The organism is Streptomyces sp. NPDC005435, assembly GCF_040703155.1.
Classification (GTDB): domain Bacteria; phylum Actinomycetota; class Actinomycetes; order Streptomycetales; family Streptomycetaceae; genus Streptomyces.
The window spans coordinates 103,839-125,253 of the sequence record NZ_JBEXEQ010000024.1; the positions used below are offsets into that span (position 1 = coordinate 103,839).

General features: G+C 70.1%; 18 protein-coding genes and 1 rRNA gene. 8 read left to right on the plus strand and 11 right to left on the minus strand.

Annotation, left to right across the window (positions count from 1 at the left end; translation table 11 throughout):
* Positions 1-10 precede the first annotated feature (10 nt).
* Complete coding sequence (locus AB0898_RS26960; RefSeq protein WP_366805583.1) at positions 11-1,186, plus strand: DNA glycosylase AlkZ-like family protein; 1,176 nt, start codon at positions 11-13, stop codon at positions 1,184-1,186.
* Between the two features lie 24 nt (positions 1,187-1,210).
* Here AB0898_RS26960 and AB0898_RS26965 read toward each other — a convergent pair whose 3' ends face one another.
* The 9 genes from AB0898_RS26965 to AB0898_RS27005 all read right to left on the minus strand — a co-directional run bounded on the left by AB0898_RS26965 (position 1,211) and on the right by AB0898_RS27005 (position 10,854).
* On the minus strand, positions 1,211-1,957 hold the full coding sequence (locus AB0898_RS26965) for a response regulator transcription factor (protein WP_366805584.1): 747 nt from the start codon (positions 1,955-1,957) through the stop codon (positions 1,211-1,213).
* Between the two features lie 200 nt (positions 1,958-2,157).
* A complete protein-coding gene (gene hpf / locus AB0898_RS26970) occupies positions 2,158-2,853 on the minus strand; it encodes a ribosome hibernation-promoting factor, HPF/YfiA family (RefSeq protein ID WP_366805601.1) in 696 nt (231 codons plus the stop codon).
* Between the two features lie 315 nt (positions 2,854-3,168).
* Positions 3,169-4,104, minus strand: coding sequence for a ComF family protein (locus AB0898_RS31920; protein WP_407078413.1), 936 nt, complete (start codon positions 4,102-4,104; stop codon positions 3,169-3,171).
* Between the two features lie 193 nt (positions 4,105-4,297).
* Positions 4,298-6,133, minus strand: a complete 1,836-nt coding sequence (locus tag AB0898_RS26980; RefSeq protein WP_366805586.1) for an LpqB family beta-propeller domain-containing protein — start codon at positions 6,131-6,133, stop codon at positions 4,298-4,300.
* Positions 6,123-8,171, minus strand: a complete 2,049-nt coding sequence (gene mtrB / locus AB0898_RS26985; protein WP_366805587.1) for an MtrAB system histidine kinase MtrB — start codon at positions 8,169-8,171, stop codon at positions 6,123-6,125. Before mtrB ends, AB0898_RS26980 begins: the two co-directional genes overlap by 11 nt.
* A gap of 1 nt (position 8,172) precedes the next feature.
* Positions 8,173-8,862, minus strand: coding sequence for a two-component system response regulator MtrA (gene mtrA, locus AB0898_RS26990; RefSeq protein WP_199210776.1), 690 nt, complete (start codon positions 8,860-8,862; stop codon positions 8,173-8,175).
* A gap of 104 nt (positions 8,863-8,966) precedes the next feature.
* A complete protein-coding gene (locus AB0898_RS26995; RefSeq protein ID WP_366805588.1) occupies positions 8,967-9,494 on the minus strand; it encodes a hypothetical protein in 528 nt (175 codons plus the stop codon).
* A complete protein-coding gene (locus tag AB0898_RS27000; RefSeq protein ID WP_366805589.1) occupies positions 9,491-10,213 on the minus strand; it encodes a hypothetical protein in 723 nt (240 codons plus the stop codon). Before AB0898_RS27000 ends, AB0898_RS26995 begins: the two co-directional genes overlap by 4 nt.
* Positions 10,214-10,485: 272 nt before the next feature.
* The gene (locus AB0898_RS27005) at positions 10,486-10,854 is read right to left on the minus strand and encodes a hypothetical protein (RefSeq protein ID WP_366805590.1); all 369 of its coding nucleotides are present in this window, start codon (positions 10,852-10,854) and stop codon (positions 10,486-10,488) included.
* 713 nt (positions 10,855-11,567) lie between these two features.
* Here AB0898_RS27005 and AB0898_RS27010 point away from each other — a divergent pair.
* Both AB0898_RS27010 and AB0898_RS27015 read left to right on the plus strand, forming a co-directional pair.
* Positions 11,568-12,050 carry a hypothetical protein gene (locus tag AB0898_RS27010; RefSeq protein WP_366805591.1) on the plus strand — a complete coding sequence of 161 codons (483 nt, stop codon included), beginning with the start codon at positions 11,568-11,570 and terminating at the stop codon, positions 12,048-12,050.
* Positions 12,047-13,552, plus strand: coding sequence for a DNA sulfur modification protein DndB (locus tag AB0898_RS27015; protein WP_366805592.1), 1,506 nt, complete (start codon positions 12,047-12,049; stop codon positions 13,550-13,552). Before AB0898_RS27010 ends, AB0898_RS27015 begins: the two co-directional genes overlap by 4 nt.
* A gap of 824 nt (positions 13,553-14,376) precedes the next feature.
* On the opposite strand, the gene mtnA is transcribed toward AB0898_RS27015, so the two are convergent.
* Positions 14,377-15,519, minus strand: coding sequence for an S-methyl-5-thioribose-1-phosphate isomerase (gene mtnA / locus AB0898_RS27020; protein ID WP_366805593.1), 1,143 nt, complete (start codon positions 15,517-15,519; stop codon positions 14,377-14,379).
* Between the two features lie 137 nt (positions 15,520-15,656).
* Between mtnA and AB0898_RS27025 the strand changes: the two genes are divergently transcribed.
* Genes AB0898_RS27025 through AB0898_RS27045 form a run of 5 tightly spaced genes read left to right on the plus strand, consistent with a single transcriptional unit; the run spans position 15,657 to position 21,228 of the window.
* Entirely contained in the window at positions 15,657-16,964 is a 1,308-nt protein-coding gene (locus AB0898_RS27025) for a hypothetical protein (protein WP_366805594.1), read from the plus strand.
* Positions 16,965-16,968: 4 nt separating this feature from the next.
* Positions 16,969-17,730: a DUF4129 domain-containing protein gene (locus AB0898_RS27030; protein ID WP_366805595.1), complete on the plus strand. Its 762-nt coding sequence runs from the start codon at positions 16,969-16,971 to the stop codon at positions 17,728-17,730.
* Positions 17,727-18,929 carry a DUF4350 domain-containing protein gene (locus AB0898_RS27035; protein WP_366805596.1) on the plus strand — a complete coding sequence of 401 codons (1,203 nt, stop codon included), beginning with the start codon at positions 17,727-17,729 and terminating at the stop codon, positions 18,927-18,929. Before AB0898_RS27030 ends, AB0898_RS27035 begins: the two co-directional genes overlap by 4 nt.
* A complete protein-coding gene (locus AB0898_RS27040) occupies positions 18,926-19,918 on the plus strand; it encodes a MoxR family ATPase (protein ID WP_366805597.1) in 993 nt (330 codons plus the stop codon). The genes AB0898_RS27035 and AB0898_RS27040 overlap by 4 nt, the downstream gene beginning before the upstream one ends.
* Positions 19,918-21,228, plus strand: a complete 1,311-nt coding sequence (locus AB0898_RS27045) for a DUF58 domain-containing protein (RefSeq protein ID WP_366805598.1) — start codon at positions 19,918-19,920, stop codon at positions 21,226-21,228. Before AB0898_RS27040 ends, AB0898_RS27045 begins: the two co-directional genes overlap by 1 nt.
* Before the next feature lie 92 nt (positions 21,229-21,320).
* On the opposite strand, the gene rrf is transcribed toward AB0898_RS27045, so the two are convergent.
* A 5S ribosomal RNA gene (gene rrf, locus AB0898_RS27050) occupies positions 21,321-21,415 on the minus strand; the annotation flags it as partial.

Here is a 21,415-nt window from a genome sequence, read left to right on the forward strand (position 1 = left end):
GTCGGCGACCATGACGACCCTGCCGCGCCCCGCCACCACGCTCACCGCGGACGACGCCCGCCGTCTCGCCCTGCGGGCCCAGGGCCTGCTGGGCGCGCCCGACCGGCGGGCGGGGGTGCGCGGGGTGCTGCGGCATCTGGGCGCGGTCCAGCTCGACACCATCTCGGTGCTGGCCCGCTCCCATGAACTGGTGCCCTACGCCCGCCTCGGCGCCGTCGGCCGCCAGGCCGTGGAGTCGGCCTACTGGCAGGACACCCGCGCCTTCGAGTACTGGTCGCACGCCGCCTGCGTCCTGCCCGTCGAGGAGTGGCCCCACTTCGCCTTCCGCCGCCGCGCCTACCGCTCCCGCCCGCACTGGAACCACCAGCTGCCCGAGGGCGCCTACGAGCAGGTGATCAAGCAGCTCCGCGCCGAAGGCCCGCTCACGGCCACCGAGTTGGGCGGCGCGAAGCGGACCAGCGAGTGGTGGGACTGGTCCGGCACCAAGGTCGCCGTCGAACGCGCGCTGATGTACGGCGAGGTGGTCTGCGTCGAGCGGCGCGGCTGGAAGCGGGTGTACGACCTCGCCGAGCGCGCCATCCCGGAGGCCCTGCTGCACGACGAACTGGACGATGCCGAGTGCCTGCGCCGTCTGGTCCGGCTGGCCGGCGAGTCGCTGGGCGTCGGCACGCGCGCGGACATCGCGGACTACCACCGCCTCAAGGGCGAGCAGGTGGACGCGGTGATCGCCGACTCGGGTCTGGTGCCGGTCGAGGTCGAGGGCTGGTCCAAGCCGGCCTGGGCGGACCCGGCGGCCCTGGCCACCGCGCCGCGCGGCCGCCACCGTACGACGCTGCTCTCCCCGTTCGACTCCCTGATCTGGGAACGGGCCCGTACGGAGCGCCTGTTCGGCTTCACCCACCGCCTGGAGGCGTACGTCCCCAAGCAGAAGCGGGTCCACGGCTACTTCGCGATGCCGGTGCTCTCCGGCGGCCGGCTGGTCGGCCGGGTGGACCCGGCGCGCGAGGGGCGCACGCTGGTGGCCCGGCAGGTCACGCTGGACGGCCCGAAGGCCGTGGTGGCGGTCGCCGACGCGCTGATCGAGGCGGCGAGCTGGGTGGGCTGCACGGACGTCCGCGTGGAGCGCGTGACGGAGCCCGAGCTACGGGCACCGCTGGCCGCCGTACTGGCCCGCGCGCTGGCCTGAGCGCCGGCGGACGCCGGTCCGGGGTCAGCGGATTTCGAGGATCTTCTCCCGCATCGCGTAGACCACGGCCTCCATCCTGGAGTGCAGCTGAAGCTTCTCCAGGATGTTGCGCACGTGGTTCTTCACGGTGTTCTCGGAGATGAACAGCTCCTTGGCGATGTCCCGGTTGTTCATCCCCGTGGCCACCAGCTTGAGGACCTCCAGCTCCCGGTCGGTCAGCCGGGGCGCGGGTACCAGCCGGCGTTCGTCGGTGCGCTGGATCATCGACTTGAACTCGGTGAGCAGCTTGGACGCCATGGACGGGCTGATCTGCGACTGCCCGTCGGCCACCGCGCGAATGGCCGTGGCCACCTCGTCCGTGGAGATCTCCTTGAGGAGGTACCCGGTCGCGCCCGCCTTGATCGCGTCGTAGAGGTCGGCCTCCTCGTCGCTGATCGTCAGCATGATGATCTTGGCGCTGGGGGCGACCTCCTTGATGGAGGTGCACGCCTCGATCCCGCCGCGCCGGGGCATCCGCACGTCCATCAGCACGATGTCCGGCAGCAGGTCGGCCGCCTTGTCCACGGCCTCGGCCCCGTCGCCCGCCTCGCCGACGACCTGGATGTCCTCCTCGGCGGCGAGCACGATCTCCAGGCCCCGGCGGAAGAGGGCGTGATCGTCCACGACCAGCACTCTGATCGGCTCCGCGCGCGGGGCACCCGCATCCGGCTCCCGGCCGAGGTCACCGTGGTCGGCGTCCGGGTCACGCATGGGTCCGAAGGTGTCCGCCATCGTTCCTCCCCCTGAAGGCTGTGGCCTGTGGTCCTGCCATCGCCAACCCAAGGCAGCGGCCCACCGGTTGGGCCGTGCGGTCATGATTTCATGCCCGGGGGCCGCCGCGGTGCCGTGCGGGGCGTGAAGTGGTCGCACACCGGTGCCCCTGGGGGCGCACACGCGCTCCAGGGGCACCCGCTCCGCTTCACCGGGCCGGATCAGCCGCCCAGCGTGCCGCCCGCCGCGGGCGGCGCCACCTCCGCCACCATCGGGTCCGTGCTGAGGTGGATGACGCCGTAGTCGTAGGCGTGTCGCCGGTAGACGACGCTCGGCTCCTTGGTCTCGGAGTCGACGAACAGGTAGAAGTCGTGGCCGACCAGTTCCATCTCGTAGAGAGCCTGGTCAAGGGTCATCGGAGAGGCGACGTGGGTCTTCTCGCGGACGACGAGCGGGCCGTCGCCCGTGACCTCCAGCGAGCCAATCCTCTTGGTCGGCACGCCGCCGTCGGACTCGGCGGGCGGGACGGGAACGCCGTCGGGGTAGAGCGTCGCCACACCCGGCACCACGTCGGGCACCTCGGCCGCGGGGATACGCCGTGCGCCCCGGCGCACGACGCGCTTGTCGTGCTGCTTGCGCAGCCTCGCCTCCAGCTTCTCCGCGGCCATGTCGAGGGCCGCGTACGGGTCGCTGGCGGACGCTTCCGCCCTGATCACCGGACCGCGGGAGCGGAGCGTGATCTCCACTCGGTCACAGCGGTCGGCCTGGCGGGGGTTCGGCTCCTTGGACACCTCGACGTCGAGGCTCATCACCTTGCCGTCGAGCTTCTGGATCTTCTCCAGCTTCAGCTTCTCGGCCACGTGCTTGCGGAACCGCTCGGGCACCTCGGTCTTGCGGCCCTTGACGACGATGTCCACGCAGAACTCCGTTCCCGGATAGCCCCGCAGCAGCGGCGGAGCATCTCCCTTTTGCACCAGGTCCCGGTGGGCCCCGGAACCTTCGGACTCGGTGACGTCCACCTCCTCCTCCCCCGTGGGCGAGATCTCCATCCCGCCGGCGCGGGTGATTGCGGAAATCACGCGGCGCGGCATTCGGATATGCGAGGTCTGGCCTGCGCCTTTCCTCACAACCGAACATATCTCGCCCGGACGTATGTCGTCACCCTCTACTGCGGCGTACCTCCGTTCAGGTGATTTTCCGCTCTTGCTACCAGCAACGACGCAGGTAGAAGGTCAGTTCCTGGCTATTTCGAAAGAATCCGGGGGCGCGGCGATCACCGCCGCCCGGAGTGCCACTCCCGTGGCCTTCGGTGCCCTCTTTTCCCGTGCACCCTGCACCGAGTTTTCGCTCTCCGATCGTGCCCCTGTCTCTCGTTTCCACCTTCCTTCCCGAGTTCCGCCGGGGTACACGGACGTTCTCTCTCCGCGATGCGAACCGGCCGCCTCCCGCACGGCCCGCGCCGCCTCCGCGAGGGTCGCGCCCGTCGTCATCAGGTCGTCCACGAGCACGACCCGGCCCGCGCCGAGCAGCCGCGCCCCGCCCGCCGTCACCTCCAGGGCACCGGCCAGGTTCGCCCGGCGCTCCCGCACGTCCAGCCCCGCCTGGTCGAGCACCGGCCGCCGCTGCCGCAGCACCGACACCACCCGGGCCGGCGTGCCACCGCGCCGCAGCCGCCCGGCGGCGACGAGGGCCATCCGCCGCACCGGATCGTGCCCCCGCGCCCGCACCGCCGCCCGCGCGGAGGGCAACGGGACGAGGATCACCGGGCCCGGTGGTCCGTGGGCCCCGTACGGCGGCCCGAGGCGCGATGGTCCCTGGACTCCGCGCAACGGCCCGAGATGCGATGCGCCCCGCTCCGCCCGTACCGGAACCCTGGCCGGAAGTCCCGCGCGCACGGCCTCCGCCAAGGCCGCGCCCAGAGCTCCCGTCAGCGCCAGCGCCCCTCTTTCCTTGTGCGCGAGGAGAAGCGACCGCACCTCCCGGGCGTACGGCGCCACCGCGTGCACCACCGGCAGCCCGGCCGGCTCGGGCGACGGCCGCACCCGGCGCGGTGCCGCACCGCCCAGTGCTCTCCGGCACCGTGGGCACAGCACCGTGCGCGGCGCCTCGCAGCCCTCACAGTCGGCCGGAAGCACCAGGTCCGTGAGGTCCTGCCACCATCCCCGCATGGCTCCACTGTGCCGAGGCTCCGCCCTCCCGGCCACCCCTGTGGACAACGCCCTGTGGACAACCGACCCCCAGGCCCGACGGCCCTCACCCGTACGAGTGAGAGGCGACGCGAAGCGGCCCGGACTCCCCAGATGTGAAGCGGCCCGGACTCCCCAAGGGAAACCGGGCCGCTTCACACCCACGGGTCCGGCCTCACCCCGGATAGACCGGCGCCGTCCCGTCCTTGTCGACCTTCTGCCACTGCGCCCCCGAGGGCAGCCGCACGATCCCGTCCTCCGAGGACGCGACCAGCGGCATCCGCTCGTCCTCGGCGGCGGCGATCGCCGTCACCCGGGAGAGCGCGGCGGGCGCCGGGCCCTCCAGCGTGGAGCCGTCGACCTGTACGTACCGCATCTGGTGCACGCCGCCCTGCTCGCGGCCGACCACGACCAGCCGGCTGTCACCGGCCCAGGACATCGCCGTGACCAGCTCCATGTCGGGGGCGGCCGGACGGGCGCCGACGACCGCCGGGGTGCCGCCCTCCTCGTCCCCGCGCTCGATCCGGCCGATGAGCAGCGACTGCTTGTCGTCCTTCGAGGCCACGACCAGCGCGACCCGCACCCCGTCCGCGGCCACCCGCACATCCGTGATCCGGCCGTGCGACGCGGGCAGCGTCACGGCCACCGGCTTTCCGGTGCCCTGCTTCACGACGTAGAGCCGCGGCTTGGCCGGGTTCAGGTCGGCCACCCACAGATCGCCCCGCGCGTCCCAGCTCGGCTGGGTCAGCCGCTCGTCCTCGGCCGCCCCCTGGCTGGTCACCACGGGCTCCCCGAGCGCGCCCTCGGCGGCCAGCGGGGTGACGTACAGCGCCCGGCCGTCGGCACTGACCCCGGAGACCATGTGCTCGTCCCGGGAGACGGCCACCGAGCGCAGCGTCTTGGTGCCCTCGCCGAACACGCCCGGCACCGGTGTGGCGCCGGACCCGCCCACTCCCGCCGGCATCCGCACCAGCCGGTGCTTGCCGTCGAGGAAGTACAGGTACTGCGGGCTCTGCTCCAAGGCGCGCCAGGCGACGCTCTCCGACTGCTCCTCCCCCAGCTCGCACAGCCGCCGCTCGCCGGGCCCCTCCAGCTCGACCTTCTCCAGCGTCGGAGCCAGGTCCCGCAGGGTGGAAAGCAACTGGTCGGCCATCTCACGGCACCGGGCCCGCCCCACCCGCGCCACCTTCGCGTTGAGCGGCACGACCAGGCGGTTCTGGTCGTCGGGTGCCAGTCCCGTCACCCCGCGCTGCAGGGCCGTACCGGTCGGGAAGCTGGACCTGACCACGGGCTCCAGCCAGTTGGTCGGCCCCTTCAGCAGCGAGCGCACCATCTCGGTCATCGGATCGACCTTGCTGCGCACGAACACCGGGTCGGCCACCGCGACGGGCCGGCCGTTCGCACCGGCCCGGGTGTGGGTCGCGAAGTAGTACTTGTCGACCGAGGTGTAGTTGCGCTGGAAGTCCGACTTGCCCATGACGATCGTCGTGGGCGGCCTGTCGATGCGCCACTGGCCGCTCTTGGGGTCCTTCGACAGATGCACCTTGGCGCGGTAGTCGCCGCCCGCGGGCTCGTACGCGTGGTCCTTGCCGATCAGGGCGACCCTGCTGCCCGTCAGGACGTAGGTCCGCTCGGTGTCCTGTTCCCGCCCGACCGGCCCCGACTCGTCCCGCATGATGCCCGGCCCGTCGGCGAGGACGGTCGCCCGCTCCGGCCGCCAGGCACGCGCGGCCGCGGGCGTCAGATACTTGCGGGCCGTGTCGTACTGCGGATCGTCACTGGTCAGGGCCTCCATGAAGCCCTGCACGATGTCGTCGTCCTGGGCGCCCTCGGCCGGCGGCACCGCGAAGACCCGCACCCCGGTGTCCTGCCGGGGCGTGGACTCGACGTTGCGCAGATCGCCGCTGTCGGGCATCGAGGCGCACCCGGACAGCAGGACGGCCCCGCATACGGCGTACGCCACCGCGCGTCCCGGCCGGCGCCGGGCGCCCCCCTCGCGGTCAGCGACCACTCACTGCCTCCCCTGGCTCGGTCGGGTCCTGCTGTACGGCCGTCCCCGGACGGCCGCCGTCCGCCCCGGGCGCCGGGCCCGGGGCACTGTCGTCGGTGTGCGGGGCGCCGTTCGCGGGCCGGGGCACCACACGGGCGCCGTTGCCGTTGCCGGGCAGCGCGGCCGGGTCGGCCGTGGCGACCGCCTGGCGCGGCGGCAGCGACCGCTGTGCCTCGGTCGCCTGCGCGGGCACGGTGGCCAGCTTCTCCGCACCGCGCTCGCGGCCGGTCTCCCGGTTGCGGCGCGAATCCTTGGGTTCGAGCGGGATCGGTGAGCCGCGCAGCGGTTCGTCGGCGGTCCGGGGCAGCGTCAGCCGGAACTGCGAGCCGCCGCCGGGCTCGCCCCACGCCTGGAGCCAGCCGCCGTGCAGCCGGGCGTCCTCCAGTGCGATGGACAGCCCGAGACCGGTACCTCCGGTGGTACGCGCGCGTGCCGGGTCGGCCCGCCAGAAGCGGCTGAAGACGCGGGTGGCCTCGCCGGGCTTGAGGCCGACGCCGTAGTCGCGCACCGCGACGGCGACCGCGCCGCCCGCCGCGGCCAGCTTGACCACGACGTCCTTGCCCTCGCCGTGCTCGACGGCGTTGACGACCAGGTTGCGCAGCACCCGCTCCACGCGCCGGGCGTCCGCCTCGGCCACCACGGGCTGCTGGTCGCCGACGACGCGTATCCGGGTGCCCTTGCGCTCGGCCAGCGGCTCGGCGCCGCCGACCACGCGCCGTACGACCTCGCGCAGGTCGATCGGCTCGGCCTCCAGCGCGGCCGCTCCGGCGTCGAAGCGGCTGATCTCCAGCAGGTCCGCGAGCAGCGACTCGAAACGGTCCAGCTGGTCGGCGAGCAGCTCGGCGGAGCGCGCGGTCACCGGGTCGAAGTCCACGCGCGCTTCATGGATGACGTCGGCGGCCATACGGACGGTGGTCAGCGGGGTGCGCAGCTCGTGCGAGACGTCGGAGACGAACCGCCGCTGCATCCGCGAGAGGTCCTCCAGCTGCTGGATCTTCAGCTGGAGGTTCTGCGCCATCTTGTTGAAGGCCTCGCCGAGGCGCGCGATGTCGTCCTCGCCGGTGACCTTCATCCGCTCCTGCAGCCGCCCGGCGGACAGCCGCTCCGCGACCCCTGCGGCCATCCGCACGGGCGTGACGACCTGCCGTACGACCAGCCAGGCGATGGCCCCGAGGAGTACGACGACGAAGAGTCCGGCGGTCGCGAGGGTGGTCTTGACCAGGCTCAGGGACTTCTCCTCCTGCGTGAGCGGGAAGAGGTAGTACAGCTCGTAGGGGTGGCCGTTGGGGTCGTTGACCTGCTTGCCGATGACCAGCGCGGGCTGGGGTTCCTTGCCGGTGCTGTAGACGATGCGGGTGTAGCTCTGCGCGGCGGTCGTACTGCTGTTGACCCGGTCGCGCAGGGCCGCGGGCACGCTGTCGGTCGGGCTGACGTACCCCGAACCGCGCGGGCTGCGGCCGCCGCCGGTGTCGTCGCCGACCGGCAGCGTCACCACGTCGAAGGCTCCCGCGCCGCCACTGGACAGCGACTCCACGAGGTCGCTCATCCACTGGATGACGTTCTGCGAGGGCTGACCGTCGGTGCCGGAGACGATGTCGCCGCCGGTACCGGCGCCGGTGGCGCCCGCTGCGGCCTCGTCGGCCTGTTGCCGGGCCACGGCGAAGCCGCCGGTGGCCTGGCTCTGGGAGGCCTTCACCTTCGCCTCCAGCAGGCCGTTGCGCACCTGCCCGATGACGACGAAGCCGAGCAGCAGGACGACGCCCAGCGACATCAGCAGGGTCGTGGCGACGACCCTGAGCTGGATGTTGCGCCGCCACAGCCGCATGACGGGCAGCAGCGGACGGCGCACCCAGCGGATGAACAGGCGCGCGAACGGGCTGCGCTGCAGCCCGCCGCGCAGCAGACGCGCACGGCGCGAACCCGAAGTGTTCCGGCCGGCCGGACGCCCTGGACGGGCGCCGGGCCGGCCGGGAGCCGAAGCGGCGCTGTCCCCGGACACGTCAGCTCGGTCCGGCCTTGTAGCCGACTCCGCGCACGGTCACCACGATCTCGGGCCGCTCCGGGTCCTTCTCGACCTTGGAACGCAGCCGCTGCACATGGACGTTGACCAGACGGGTGTCGGCGGCGTGCCGGTAGCCCCACACCTGCTCGAGGAGCACCTCACGGGTGAACACCTGCCAGGGCTTGCGGGCGAGCGCGACCAGCAGGTCGAACTCCAGCGGGGTCAGCGCGATCGACTGCCCCTCGCGCTTCACCGAGTGCCCGGCCACGTCGATCACCAGGTCACCGATGGTGAGCTGCTCCGGCGCCGGCTCCTCCGACCTCCGCAGCCGCGCCCGGATCCGGGCGACCAGCTCCTTCGGCTTGAACGGCTTGACGATGTAGTCGTCGGCGCCCGATTCGAGCCCCACCACCACATCGACGGTGTCGCTCTTCGCCGTGAGCATCACGATGGGCACCCCGGACTCCGCCCTGATCAGGCGGCACACCTCGATGCCGTCGCGCCCGGGGAGCATCAGATCCAGCAGCACCAGATCCGGCTTGGACTCCCGGAAAGCGGCCAGCGCCTTGTCCCCGTCGGCTACGAAAGACGGCTCAAAACCTTCACCACGCAGCACGATGCCGAGCATCTCGGCAAGTGCGGTGTCGTCGTCGACGACAAGGACTCGTCCCTTCATAAACGACATCATCCCATTCTTGTAACGACGACAGAGGCGCAGGTGAGGCAGCTCACTGGCCTGTGACGATAGTCGTACGGAGCGGTCACTGTCTGCCCCTGTCCGCCACGTTGATGTCACCCGCGGATGTCAGCCCTGACCGTCGGCGAACAGTGATTCCTCCTGGCCCGGCCAAGCGGGGACCACGCCCACTCGCTGGCACAGAGTGATCCATCGGCCTCGGTCGGTTCCCGCTCGACCCACAGGATCGCGGACACTCCTGGTGCGCGCTCACTGAGCTGGTGCTGATAGTCGAGGATCTGGCCAAGCCCTGCGCAGAGCTGACGCGCTTCGTTCGCCCGTGTCCGCGACTTGACCTCGCAGACGGCCAAACGTCCCTTGCCGTCACGCCAAGCGAGATCAAAGTCAGGATCGGAGACGTCGGGAGACAGGGGAGTAAGCCCGCGTTTCTGGGCTTCCTCGGCAAGCTCATTCTGCAAACGTCGGTGCGTTGACAGGTTGCGGCCCATCAGATCCGGGTCGGGAGGGCTGGGTGTAGCAGGTGCCGGCACGACTGTCTCATCAGGAGCTACGTAGCCCTGCCCAATCTCGACCTCTGGCGTGCTGATGGTGACCTTGATCGGAACAAGGTGGAAGCGGATCACCTTGCGAAGCTCGCCCCCCCCGTTGCCGGAGCCTCATCCTCCGAGAACGGCTGATCGGGGTCGAGGGTCCACTCCCCGAGGTAGCGCACTGTTCCGCGGGCGCCATCGGAGAGACGCAACCGCTTGCCGGTCTCACGGTGCTCCAGGATGGCCTTGTTCCCGCGAATCATCTTCTGGTCACCGGTCTCTCCCTCACCGGTGTAGTGGAAGGTCCCGCCTTCGTTCCAGGTGTCGTAGTCACCGTGTTGGTGCCCCGAACTGGCCGGGGTGAAGATCAGGATGTTGTCTGTGGTCCCAGAGGTAGCGATTCCGTTCTGGGAGCTCCCGCCGTACTGGCCGTGAAGATCGACCCTACGGATCTCGTCGCCTGGTTCGAGGTTCCAATCGGGATCTCCGGCTTCCTGTGCCTTGATGGCCTGATGGATGGCTTGCCACTGCTTGTCGGTCAATCGATGAGGGTTGCCCGCGAAAGGCTGTCGAAGGATGGATGCCGCCGCCATGCGGGGATCAGTTGCAAGGCGGGCCTTCGGCACTCGAAGATCCAACCACTCGTCCACCACCAACGGCACGAAGTGCCTGGGGCCCGGGTCTTCCGACCAGTAGCGTGTATCTGGCTGCCCATACTCGGCAGCACCGGGGAAGTGTCCGTGCGCGACCACGCCGGCGTTCGAACCGCCGACCCACAGCACGAACTCGTCGCCGGCCGCTACGTCTTCCACGTGGCGGGCAAGCGTCCAGGACGTCAGGACCTCTCCGTCCCGGCGGTGGCCCTCAAGGTCGAACCTCTTGGGATTGCAGCTCAACAGCTATGCAGACAACGGTGGCTCGTTCGGTGGATGCACACACTAAAGGGCTCCACTGACACGGCAGTCTGCGGAGTGGTCGTCGCAGCGCCCGCCCTTGGGGGCCTCAATCAACTCGCTTCGCGCCTCGGCTGATCGTCCGCCGAGGTTCGGCCACATCCAGTGGTGCACGCCCCTGTTGGCGTCAGTCACTCACTGATGTCAGCAGGCCCACGTGTCTTGACGCTGTAAGCCCTACAGAACTCGACCAGGTCGTCGGCATGGATAGCACCGTATTCCTCCGGCCGCAACGCTTCGACAGCCTCGATGATCTGGTGGGCAGAAGCCGAGCGATGCCCCATGGTGCTGGCGCCGTCCTTCAGGGAGACACACCAGTACTTCGTGAGTACCGGGCTGTCCTGGAAGGTGCAGTACGTCAAGGTGTCACGGAGATCTCGGTCCGTGATCTCCACGTTCAGCCCCTCGGCCAGTGATTCATGGGCGTACTCCAGGGCAGTTTGCAGATCCAGGATATAGAGCGTCAGTGGGCGCCCGTTGCACTCCCGAGGGATAGTCATGCAGGACACCTTACGGACGACGTGAGATCGATGAAGTCCCAACGGGCGGGCCAAGCGCTACACAGCCTTGAAAACCGTCGTGGCAGCGATGTCACCGTGGGTTCAAATCCCACCGCCTCCGCACGATGAGCAGTGAGAACGACCCCTGACCAGAGCGGATGGTCGGGGGCCGTTCGTTTGCCAAGACGCCGAACCTTCCCGCTGTTCCCCGCCCGATCGAGCAGGGCCAGGGCACGGGAACTTCTGATGTTCCTCAAACTGACGTTCGCGGATGAGCACATGCGCCGGCACCCACGGTGCCCCCTCTGAGCAGGGCAGGATTGTCGTCATCTGTCGGTGTTGGCCGCCATCGGACGGTCCACAGACGGCCCAGTGCGCCAGTGCATGAAGCGCCCCAGACCAACGCAGATCCAGCCCTCACCGGCGTGAGGCTGTCACATTTCCTCAGACGCGATCGATACCGGCACCCTCCACGCTCTGATGAGTCCGGTTGCCACGGGACAAAACGGAGACCCGCGGCGTCTGCGGAGGGTGGAGTACTTGGCTACATCACGCAGGCTGCCGGGGCATGACCATCCGCGCTTGCGCGCAGTCGTCTCGGCGACGTGTGTTCACATCTCCGAGATCTACTTGCAGCCTGACGAAGTATCAATTAACCTCTCCGAGGCATGGGGTGACGAGGGCGAGAGTTGGATGCGATGACACGAGATCGAGTGGTGCTGCATGAGCGCGAGGGCAGAGTGCGGGATTACTACGCTTCGGAACTGGCCCAGCACCGTCCAGGCGAGTTGCTCATCGCTACGGAGAACAGTTACGACGGCACGGCCGTGCGCGCGGATATGCGCACGATCGACCGGAGCAACGTCACTCGCCTGTGGGAATTCAAGATCAGTGCGAGCTACGAGGCGCTTGGGCAGATCCTGGTGTACCTGGCCATGGCACGCCGGGCCGAGGAAGCCGCCGGCAGCGACTGTCTAATCCGTGGCGTCATCGCAGCCTTCGAATTTCAACCCGAGATCGTCTACACCGTTGAGAGGTTGAACCTCTCGATTGAGCTAGTCACTCTGCCGTCCGTCCTTGCGCATGCAGGCGGCATCCCGACCGATGCAGCACCCGTATCGCTTCCTGAGATTCCCCGCCAGTCCGGACTGCTCGCCTCAAGGGGAGCCGAGCCCAACCAGCAGGAGCTGCCATGAGTACGCCGTTCATCAGTCAGCAGAAGCTGATCAACACCGACGAAATCCCCGAGGATGAGACATACGGAGGCTTGCGCATCCTGCGTATCAGCTCGGACGAGGAGGCCCGAGCCAACTTTGAGCAGCACCGCTACCGCTTCCAACACGAGAGCGAGAAGCGGCACGCTATCCGCGGCACTCTGTGCCTGAAAGGCGCGGAGGGCGGATACCGCATCTGCATCACAGTCCATCCCAGCCTGCGGCAGTTCACGGACCTTGTGAGGTATAACCCTTCCGATCCGCCACGGCTTGTCGACTACGAGGCCAACGGCATGAAGGCCGCCCACCTCAAGACGCAGAGCGACTTCAAGGGCGCAAAGGCCGCCAACCGTGGTGACTTCAGTCGGTACATCTTGGAGGCGGTCCGCGGTGAGCGGGTCGCATACCTGCCTACCGTCACCGGATGGCAGTCGGTCGAGGAGTTCGAGGAGGACCCTCAGCCCATTTTCGTCGCATTCGATGAAGCGAACCCGGCAGCCCTCTACGGCGAGATCTACCTGCCCAAACGGCCCATCATGCAGGCCGACGGACAGACCCAGACCGCCGCCCTCTTCGAGGCCGCGCAGAATCGTCTCGCTCTCCAGAATGGTGCACTTGACACCTTCTTCGTGACCCTTGAGGTCGAACTAAAGGTGGACGTCGACGCGGCGGCCCAAAGCTTCGCGGATCGCAACGGACGCGGTACGAAGAAGAACACCAACCTGGTGGCGACCTTCGACACCTCGTCCGCCCTGGCCAAGCTGCGCAACCAGGCAGTCAAGGGCACCATCTTCGAAAACCGCGTCGCCGACGGCCGCAGTACGGGAGCCACGCTCACCGCGGTGCAAAACATCGTCGACGCATCGACGCTCGAGCAGATGCTGCTCAACGTGATCTCTCACGGCAACCGCAAGCGCGAGCACATCAAGCACCACCACATCGAGGCGGTGCTGCCGTACTGCCGCGAATTCCTGAGAACATTGGAAGGTCAATTCGGCAGCGCCTGGAGCGACACGAAGCAGGCCGACACCTACCGACGACTGTACGTCCATGGATGGGCATTCGCCCTCAAGGCCCTCGCATTGGCCTACAACCAGGTACGGCGCGACAAACTCGGGCCGATCATGGACGCGATGCAGAAGGAGACTGCAACCGGAGACGACACGACTGAGCAGTTGGTGAAAAGGTTCACCGAGATCATCGCGGAACAGTCGGTGCCCACTCCGGCTGTGTCCTTTGACGAGTTCAAGCAGCGTCTGGCTGCCATCGACTGGCGGCGTGACCGCCGGCACTGGATTCGGATCACAGGTTGCCTGCAGGAGAAAAACGGCACCAAGAAGACCGTGAAGCTCAAGAGCACTGGGGAGACCGTCGTCGCAGCGGCAGCCTCGAACACCCCGGCACACATCAGCCAGGTCGAGAACAAGATCCTGTCCGCCACCTGGACCGACCTCACTAGTGGCGAAGCCGAGCCCATCAACTAGCCACTCACGCCCGGTCGGCGCTGATCTAGGGGCCGTCGGTCCTCAGCCCGCAGCCAGCTGTACCTGAGGGCCGCCGCCACGGATCCCGCCATGGATCGACTGGTGGAACCCGCCAGGAACAGCCTCACGCCCCTGGGTCGCGAAGAACGCCGCAACCTGGCGGAGATGGGGGCTGACTCACAGATGGGCCCTTAGTTGCAGAGTTGTCGCAACTAAGGGCCCATCTGCTGTCCTGCGTCTGCCCTCCCGCGTGATGAGACCATCCTGAGATGGTGACCTTTTTGTCCCGAAGCAACTTGGGCGGGGGCTCTGCCTTGGGATGCTCTGCCTCTCGCCTGCGCTGATGGTCCGCAGAGGTTCACGCTCGTCCGCTGCTGTCCGTCGGCGTTGTCACGCAGTTAGACACTCACCTCGCCCCTCGATGCGAACCATGGGCACGGGGCTCACTGACGTTCTTCGACCTGGTAGCGAGGACGATGGCGGTTGGTTACGGTCGTTGTCGATCAGTGCAGTTGCTGCACTCCGGTGCTGTACAGCAGATGTGACTGCCATGATCCCGATTGCCAGGCAGGAACTTCCAGTCTCGGGAGCGAAGATGATCAAACCGCATGCGGAGATCATGGTGCCGACCACGTTGGAAGGGATTGCCGTTCGCTGGCAGTTGCATTGCCTAGGGTGTGGCACGGCGAACGTGGAGAACGCTCGTAACGACGACAGAGGCGCAGGTGAGGCAGCTCACTGGCCTGTGACGATAGTCGTACCGAGGCGTCACTGTCTGCCCCGGTCCCCACGAGAACGACGCCGTGGACGTCAGCGAGGTTGACTCACCGGGCCGGTTGCCGCTCCGACTTCGCGTAGAGCCTGGCCAGCGCCTCCCCCGTCACGGGAGACACGGTGCCCTCCTCGGTGACGATCGCCGTCACAAGTTCCGGCGGTGTGACGTCGAAGGCCGGGTTGTACGCCTGGGTGCCCAGCGGTGCCACAGGGACACCGCCGCCCGTTCCCGCCACCGGCAGCTGCGGCACGCCGAACTCGGTCACCTCGTACCCCGGGCGCTGCTCGACCTCGATGGAGGCGCCGTCCGGTGTCGCGAGGTCCACCGTGGTCAGCGGGGCGACGACGATGAACGGCACGTGGTGGTAGCGCGCCAGCACCGCGAGCGGGTAGCTGCCGACCTTGTTGGCCACCGAACCGTCCGCCGCGATCCGGTCCGCCCCGATCAGCACCGCGTCCACCTCACCCGCCGCGAACAGCGAACCGGCCGCGTTGTCCGTGAGCAGCGTGTACGCCATCCCGCTGCGCGCCGCCTCGTACGCCGTCAGCCGGGCCCCCTGGAGCAGCGGGCGCGTCTCGTCCACCCACAGCCGCCGCAGCCTGCCCTCCCGGTGCGCGGCCAGCGCCACCGCGAACGCCGTACCCTCCCCGCCCGACACCAGCGCACCGCTGTTGCAGTGGGTCAGCACGCGGTGCCCGCCGCCCGGCAGCAGCTCCTCCAGCAGCGCCAGCCCGTGGGCGGCCATCCGGGCACTCGCCCGCGCGTCCTCCAGGTGCAGCGCCCGCGCCGCGTCCAGCGCCGCCGTCGCCGCCACGGTCGGATCACCGCTGACGGCGAGCGCCGCCCGGTACGCGGTCAGCGCCCGCTCCACGCCCACGGACAGGTTCACCGCCGTCGGCCGGGCGTCCACCAGCGACTGCGCGGCCTCGTCCACGTCGAAGCCGCGCGCCGCCGCGAGCGCGACGCCGTACGCCCCCGCGATGCCGAGCACCGGCGCCCCGCGCACGGCCAGCGAACGGATCGCCTCCACCAGCGCGGACGCGTCGGTGCACACCAGCTCCACCTCTTCGGTGGGCAGCCTGGTCTGGTCGAGAAGGATCAGTACGGGTCCTTCGGGTGGCTCTTCCCAACGGATCACGGGTATCTCGGTCGGCCGCTTGTCCTCGCCCGGTTGCGCGTGCTGATCAGCCATGCGATGAGTCTGCCCCGTATCCGGCGGACAATTGACGGAGTACGGCTCCACCTCGACCGGTCACACGACGACCGCCCCATGGCACGATGGCTGCCAACCTGCCGCCGCGATCACGCGGGCACCGTTAAGGAGCTTCGATGAGTGACACTCCGGGCTGGGCTTCGCCCGGATCAGCCCCGTCGTCCGAGGGGCGGGAGCCGGGCACGACCGGCCCCGCCGAGCCCGGGGCCAAGGAGCCCGACACGTCGTCGCCGGGCACGGGCGCGAAGTGGGCCGAGGGACAGCCCCCGCCGGCCGAGTGGTCCGCTCCGGCCGGCCCGCAGGCGCCGGGTCACACCCCGCCGCCTCCCCCGCCCGGACCAGGCTGGGGCGCTCCCCCGGCCGGCGGCCGCGGAGGCGGCTACGGAGGCGGTTACGGCGCCCCCGGCGGCTGGGCGGGCGGCTGGGGCGGACCCCCGCCCGCGGCCAAGCCCGGCATCATCCCGCTGCGTCCGCTGGGCATCGGCGAGATACTCGACGGCGCCGTCTCCACCATGCGTACCTACTGGCGCACGGTCCTCGGCATCTCGCTGACGGTCGCCGTCGTCGTCCAGCTGGTCTCGCTGCTCTTCCGGGGCTTCGTCTTCAACGACACCGTCGTGCTCAACGACCCCACCCTCACCGCGCACGAAGTGGGCCGCGCGGTCGGCCAGGACGTCATCGGCACCCTGGTCGTGGCCGCCGTACTCCTGCTCGGTTCGATCTTCGCGACCGGTTTGCTCACCTCCGTGACCAGCCAAGCCGTCCTCGGCCGGCCCGTCAGCATCGGCGAGGCCTGGAACCAGGCCCGGCCGCAGCTCCTCCGGCTCCTCGGTCTGCTCCTGCTGCTGGCGGCCATCGGCCTGGGCATCTTCGCCGTGGGGCTCGCCCCCGGCATCCTGATCGCCTCCACCGGTGGCTCCGACGTCGCCATGGCGGCCACGCTCTTCCTGGGCCTCATCGCCGCCTTCCTGGTCATCGTGTGGCTGATGGTGCGCTACTCGCTGGCCCCCTCCGCGCTCATGCTGGAGCGGCAGGGCGTCCTGAAGTCGATGAGCCGCTCCACGAAGCTGGTGAACGGCTCCTGGTGGCGCATCTTCGGCATCCAGCTGCTCGCCTGGATCATCACCAACGTCATCTCCACGATCCTGGTGATTCCCTTCGTCGGCCTCGCGTTCGCCCTGAACAGCGGCAGCGTGCTGAACATGGTCGGCACGGGCAACGAACACCTCAGCTGGTCGTTCCTGATCATCTCCGGCATCGGCTCGGTCATCGCCTCCATGATCACGATCCCGCTGAACGCCGGCATCACCGTCCTGCTCTACATCGACCAGCGCATCCGCCGCGAGGCCCTCGACCTCGAACTGGCCCGCGCCGCCGGACTCCAGGACTACGGCACGGGCCCCGCGCCCGCCCCCGGAGGCTGATGCGGTGAGCCTGACGGGGGGAGTTCTCGCGGCGGTGCCCGCCGCGCACACCGCCACCGCGTCGGCCGCCCGCTTCGCGCTGCGCGCGGGGCACCAGGCCCTGGCCCTCGGCCGCTCCGGCGACGGACCACCGGTCACCGTCCCGCGCGATCCCGCGCGCGGGGCGGCCCGGCGCGAGCTGTCCAAGCCGATGTACCACGAGAACGACCCCAGCCTCTTCCAGCGGGCCCTGGACGCCTTCTGGGACTGGCTGAACCGGCTGTTCGACCGCGCCGCCACCGCGACCCCCGGCGGCGCGCTCGGGCTCGTCGTCGTAGTACTGATCGTCGTCGCCGTGCTGGCCGCCCTGTGGTGGCGGCTGGGCACCCCCAGCCGCACCCCCGCCTCCGCCGCACCCCTCTTCGGCGAACGCCCCCGCACCGCCGCCGACCACCGCGCCACCGCCGAGGCACACGCCGCCCAGGGCCACTGGAACCAGGCCGTCCAGGAGCGCGTACGAGCCATCGTCCGCGCCCTGGAGGAACGGGCCCTGCTCGACGCCCGCCCCGGCCGCACCGCCGACGAAGCGGCCGCGGAAGCCGGACGCGTCCTGCCCGACCACGCCGACGGACTGTGCTCGGCGGCCCGGGAATTCGACGACGTCACATACGGCGGCCGCGACGCGAGCGAGGAGACGTACCAACGCCTGTGCGCTCTCGACCTCGGCATCGAACGCGCCCGCCCCGTCCTCGCGGACCACTCCGCCCGCCAGGGGGACGCCGGATGACCGCCGAAACCCTGCCACCGGCCACTTCGGCCTCCCTCACCGGCCGCCAGTTGTGGACCCGCACGCGGGGCATCCTGATCGCCCTCCTGCTCCTCCTTGTCGGTGCGGTCGCCATGGCCGCCATCCGCTCCCAATCGGTCCACGGCGGACTGGACCCCCGCTCCACGGACCCCGCCGGAAGCCGCGCCATCGCCGAGCTCCTCGCCGATCACGGCGTCACCACACGTGTGGTCACCACACCCGACGCCGCCCGCGCCGCGGCCGGCCCCCGCACCACCCTCCTGATCGCCGCACCCGACCTGCTGAGCAGCCGCCAGCAGGACCGCCTCCACTCCGCCACACAGGCCTCCGGCGGCCGAACGGTGCTCGTCGCCCCCGGCTCCTGGTCCATCGACCGGCTCGCCCCCGGCGTCAGCGCGGACCCCGCGACCAGCGACCGCGCCACCCTCGACCCCGGCTGCGCCCTCCCCGAGGCCCGGCGGGCGGGCAGCGCCGACACCGGCGGCATCCGCTACACCACCTCCGTCCCCGGCGCGGACGCCTGCTACCCCAGCGACCGCCTCGCCACCCTGCTCCGTCTGCCGGCCGGCTCCCAAGGCGGCGACACCGTCGTCCTCGGCGCGCCCGACATCCTCCTGAACAAGCGGCTCGACCAGCAGGGCAACGCCTCGCTCGCCCTGCAACTCCTCGGCTCCCGGCCCCATCTGGTCTGGTACCTCCCCTCGCTCGACGACTCCGCCCTCACCGACTCCCAGGACCGCAAGAGCCTCTTCGACCTGCTCCCCACGGGCTGGCTCTGGGGCACCCTGCAACTGTTCATCGCCGCGTGCCTCGCGGCCCTCTGGCGGGGGCGCCGCTTCGGCCCGCTCGTCCCGGAGAACATCCCCGTCGCGATCCGCGCCTCCGAGACCACCGAAGGCCGCGCCCGCCTCTACCGCAAGGCCGACGCCCGCGACCGCGCCGCCGACGCCCTGCGCGCCGCGACCCGCACCCGCCTGGCCCTACTCGTCGGCGTCCCGCTCACCCAGGCCCACACGCCCGAGGTCCTGCTCCCGGCCCTCTCCGCCCATCTGGCGGACGTCGACGGCCAAACCGCCGCGCATGCCCTCCTCTTCGGCCCGCCGCCCACCGACGACGCGGCCCTCGTCGCCCTCACCGACCGACTCGACGCCCTCGAAAGAGAGGTACGCCGTCCATGACGGAGCCGACCACCGACAACGCCGGAAACACCGGGGACGCGGACACCGCCCGGGCCTCCCTGGAAGCCCTGCGCGCCGAGATCGCCAAAGCCGTGGTCGGCCAGGACCCCGCCGTCACCGGGCTGGTCGTCGCCCTCCTCTGCCGTGGACACGTACTCCTCGAAGGCGTGCCCGGAGTCGCCAAGACCCTCCTCGTGCGCGCTCTCGCCTCGGCCCTCGAACTCGACACCAAGCGCGTCCAGTTCACCCCCGACCTGATGCCGAGCGACGTCACCGGCTCACTGGTCTACGACGCCCGCACCGCCGCGTTCTCCTTCCAGCCCGGCCCCGTCTTCACCAACCTCCTTCTCGCCGACGAGATCAACCGCACCCCGCCCAAGACCCAGTCCTCCCTCCTCGAAGCCATGGAGGAACGTCAGGTCACGGTCGACGGCACCCCGCGCCCGCTTCCCGAGCCGTTCCTCGTCGCGGCCACCCAGAACCCCGTGGAGTACGAGGGCACCTACCCGCTCCCCGAGGCCCAACTGGACCGCTTCCTGCTGAAGCTGACGATCCCTCTGCCCTCCCGGCAGGACGAGATCGACGTCCTCACCCGCCACGCCTCGGGCTTCAACCCCCGCGACCTGCGTGCCGCCGGCGTACGTCCCGTCGCCGGCCCCGCCGACCTGGAGGCGGCCCGCGCCGCCGTCGCCAAGACCACCGTCTCCCCCGAGATCACCGCCTACGTGGTGGACATCTGCCGCGCCACCCGCGAGTCCCCCTCCCTCACCCTGGGCGTCACCCCGCGCGGCGCGACCGCCCTGCTCGCTGCGGCACGTGCCTGGGCCTGGCTGACGGGCCGTGACTACGTCATCCCCGACGATGTGAAGGCCCTCGCGCTGCCCGCCCTGCGCCACCGCGTCCAGCTCCGGCCCGAGGCCGAGATGGAGGGCGTCACCGCCGACTCCGTCATCAACTCCGTTCTCGCCCACGTCCCGGTGCCCCGCTGATGCCGCTCACCGGACGCGCCGCCCTCATCGCGGCCCTGGGCTCCCTCCCGGTCGGCGTCCTGGAGCCCAGCTGGACCGGGCTCCTCGCGGTCGACGGCTCCCTGGCCCTGGCCTGTGCCTGCGACTTCGCTCTCGCCGCTCCCGTGCGGCGGCTCCTCCTCACTCGCTCCGGCGACACCTCCGTCCGTCTCGGCGAAACCGCCGATGTCACACTCACCGTCACCAACCCGTCCCGCCGCCTGCTGCGCGCTCGCCTGCGGGACGCGTGGCCACCCAGCAGCTGGCAGCCGGGCACCGAACTGGACGGCTCCCGGCACCGGTTGACCGTCCCGCCCGGCGAACGCCGGCGTGTGACGACCCGGCTGCGCCCCACCCGCCGCGGCGACCGCCGGGCCGACCGGGTGACCATCCGTTCCTACGGCCCCCTCGGACTCTTCTCCCGCCAGGGCATCCATCGAATCCCCTGGACACTACGGGTTCTGCCCCCGTTCACCAGCCGAAAGCACCTACCGTCGAAACTCGCTCGATTGCGTGAACTGGACGGTCGTACAAGCGTCCTGACACGCGGTGAGGGCACCGAATTCGACAGCCTCCGCGAGTACGTACCCGGCGACGACACCCGCTCGATCGACTGGCGCGCCACCGCCCGCCAGTCCTCCGTGGCCGTACGCACCTGGCGGCCCGAACGCGACCGCCGCATCCTGCTCGTCCTGGACACCGGACGCACCTCGGCCGGCCGCGTGGGCGACGCCCCGCGCCTGGACGCGTCCCTGGACGCCGCGCTCCTCCTGGGCGCCCTGGCCTCCCGCGCGGGTGACCGCGTGGACCTGCTGGCCTACGACCGCCAGGTCCGCGCCCTCGTCCAGGGCAAGTCCGCCGGCGATGTACTGCCCTCGCTGGTCAACGCGTTGGCCACGCTGGAACCGGAGCTCGTCGAGACGGACGCCCGAGGCCTGGCCGCCACGGTTGTGCGTACGGCCTCTCGACGTTCCCTCGTCGTCCTCTTCACCGCGCTCGACGCGGCCCCCGTGGAGGAGGGTCTGCTGCCGGTACTCCCTCAGTTGACCAGCCGTCACACCGTCGTCGTGGCCTCGGTGGCCGACCAGCACATCGCGGCGATGGCCCAGGGAAGAGGCGACATCGACGCGGTGTACGAGGCGGCGGCAGCCGCCCAGGCCCAGCGCGAACGCGAGCGGACGGCGGATCAACTGCGGCGCCACGGCGTGACGGTGGTGGACGCGACACCCGACGAGCTGGCCCCCGCGCTCGCGGACACCTATCTCGCTCTGAAAGCAGCGGGCCGACTCTGACGATTCCTTATTACCTTCCCCTTCTCGGAGGGAAAAGGGTCCGGAACGCAGAAAACCCCCGCACCAATGGTGCGGGGGTTTCCCTAAAATTTGTTCGGCGGCGTCCTACTCTCCCACAGGGTCCCCCCTGCAGTACCATCGGCGCTGTGAGGCTTAGCTTCCGGGTTCGGAATGTAACCGGGCGTTT

Excerpts from the sequence above, each read along its gene's own strand:
- AB0898_RS26960 (WP_366805583.1), top strand. The coding sequence starts at position 11 with ATGACGACCCTGCCGCGCCCCGCCACCACGCTCACCGCGGACGACGCC.
- AB0898_RS26965 (WP_366805584.1), bottom strand. The coding sequence starts at position 1,957 with ATGGCGGACACCTTCGGACCCATGCGTGACCCGGACGCCGACCACGGT.
- AB0898_RS31920 (WP_407078413.1), bottom strand. The coding sequence starts at position 4,104 with ATGCGGGGATGGTGGCAGGACCTCACGGACCTGGTGCTTCCGGCCGAC.
- mtrA (WP_199210776.1), bottom strand. The coding sequence starts at position 8,862 with ATGATGTCGTTTATGAAGGGACGAGTCCTTGTCGTCGACGACGACACC.
- AB0898_RS27005 (WP_366805590.1), bottom strand. The coding sequence starts at position 10,854 with ATGACTATCCCTCGGGAGTGCAACGGGCGCCCACTGACGCTCTATATC.
- AB0898_RS27015 (WP_366805592.1), top strand. The coding sequence starts at position 12,047 with ATGAGTACGCCGTTCATCAGTCAGCAGAAGCTGATCAACACCGACGAA.
- mtnA (WP_366805593.1), bottom strand. The coding sequence starts at position 15,519 with ATGGCTGATCAGCACGCGCAACCGGGCGAGGACAAGCGGCCGACCGAG.
- AB0898_RS27025 (WP_366805594.1), top strand. The coding sequence starts at position 15,657 with ATGAGTGACACTCCGGGCTGGGCTTCGCCCGGATCAGCCCCGTCGTCC.
- AB0898_RS27035 (WP_366805596.1), top strand. The coding sequence starts at position 17,727 with ATGACCGCCGAAACCCTGCCACCGGCCACTTCGGCCTCCCTCACCGGC.
- AB0898_RS27040 (WP_366805597.1), top strand. The coding sequence starts at position 18,926 with ATGACGGAGCCGACCACCGACAACGCCGGAAACACCGGGGACGCGGAC.
- AB0898_RS27045 (WP_366805598.1), top strand. The coding sequence starts at position 19,918 with ATGCCGCTCACCGGACGCGCCGCCCTCATCGCGGCCCTGGGCTCCCTC.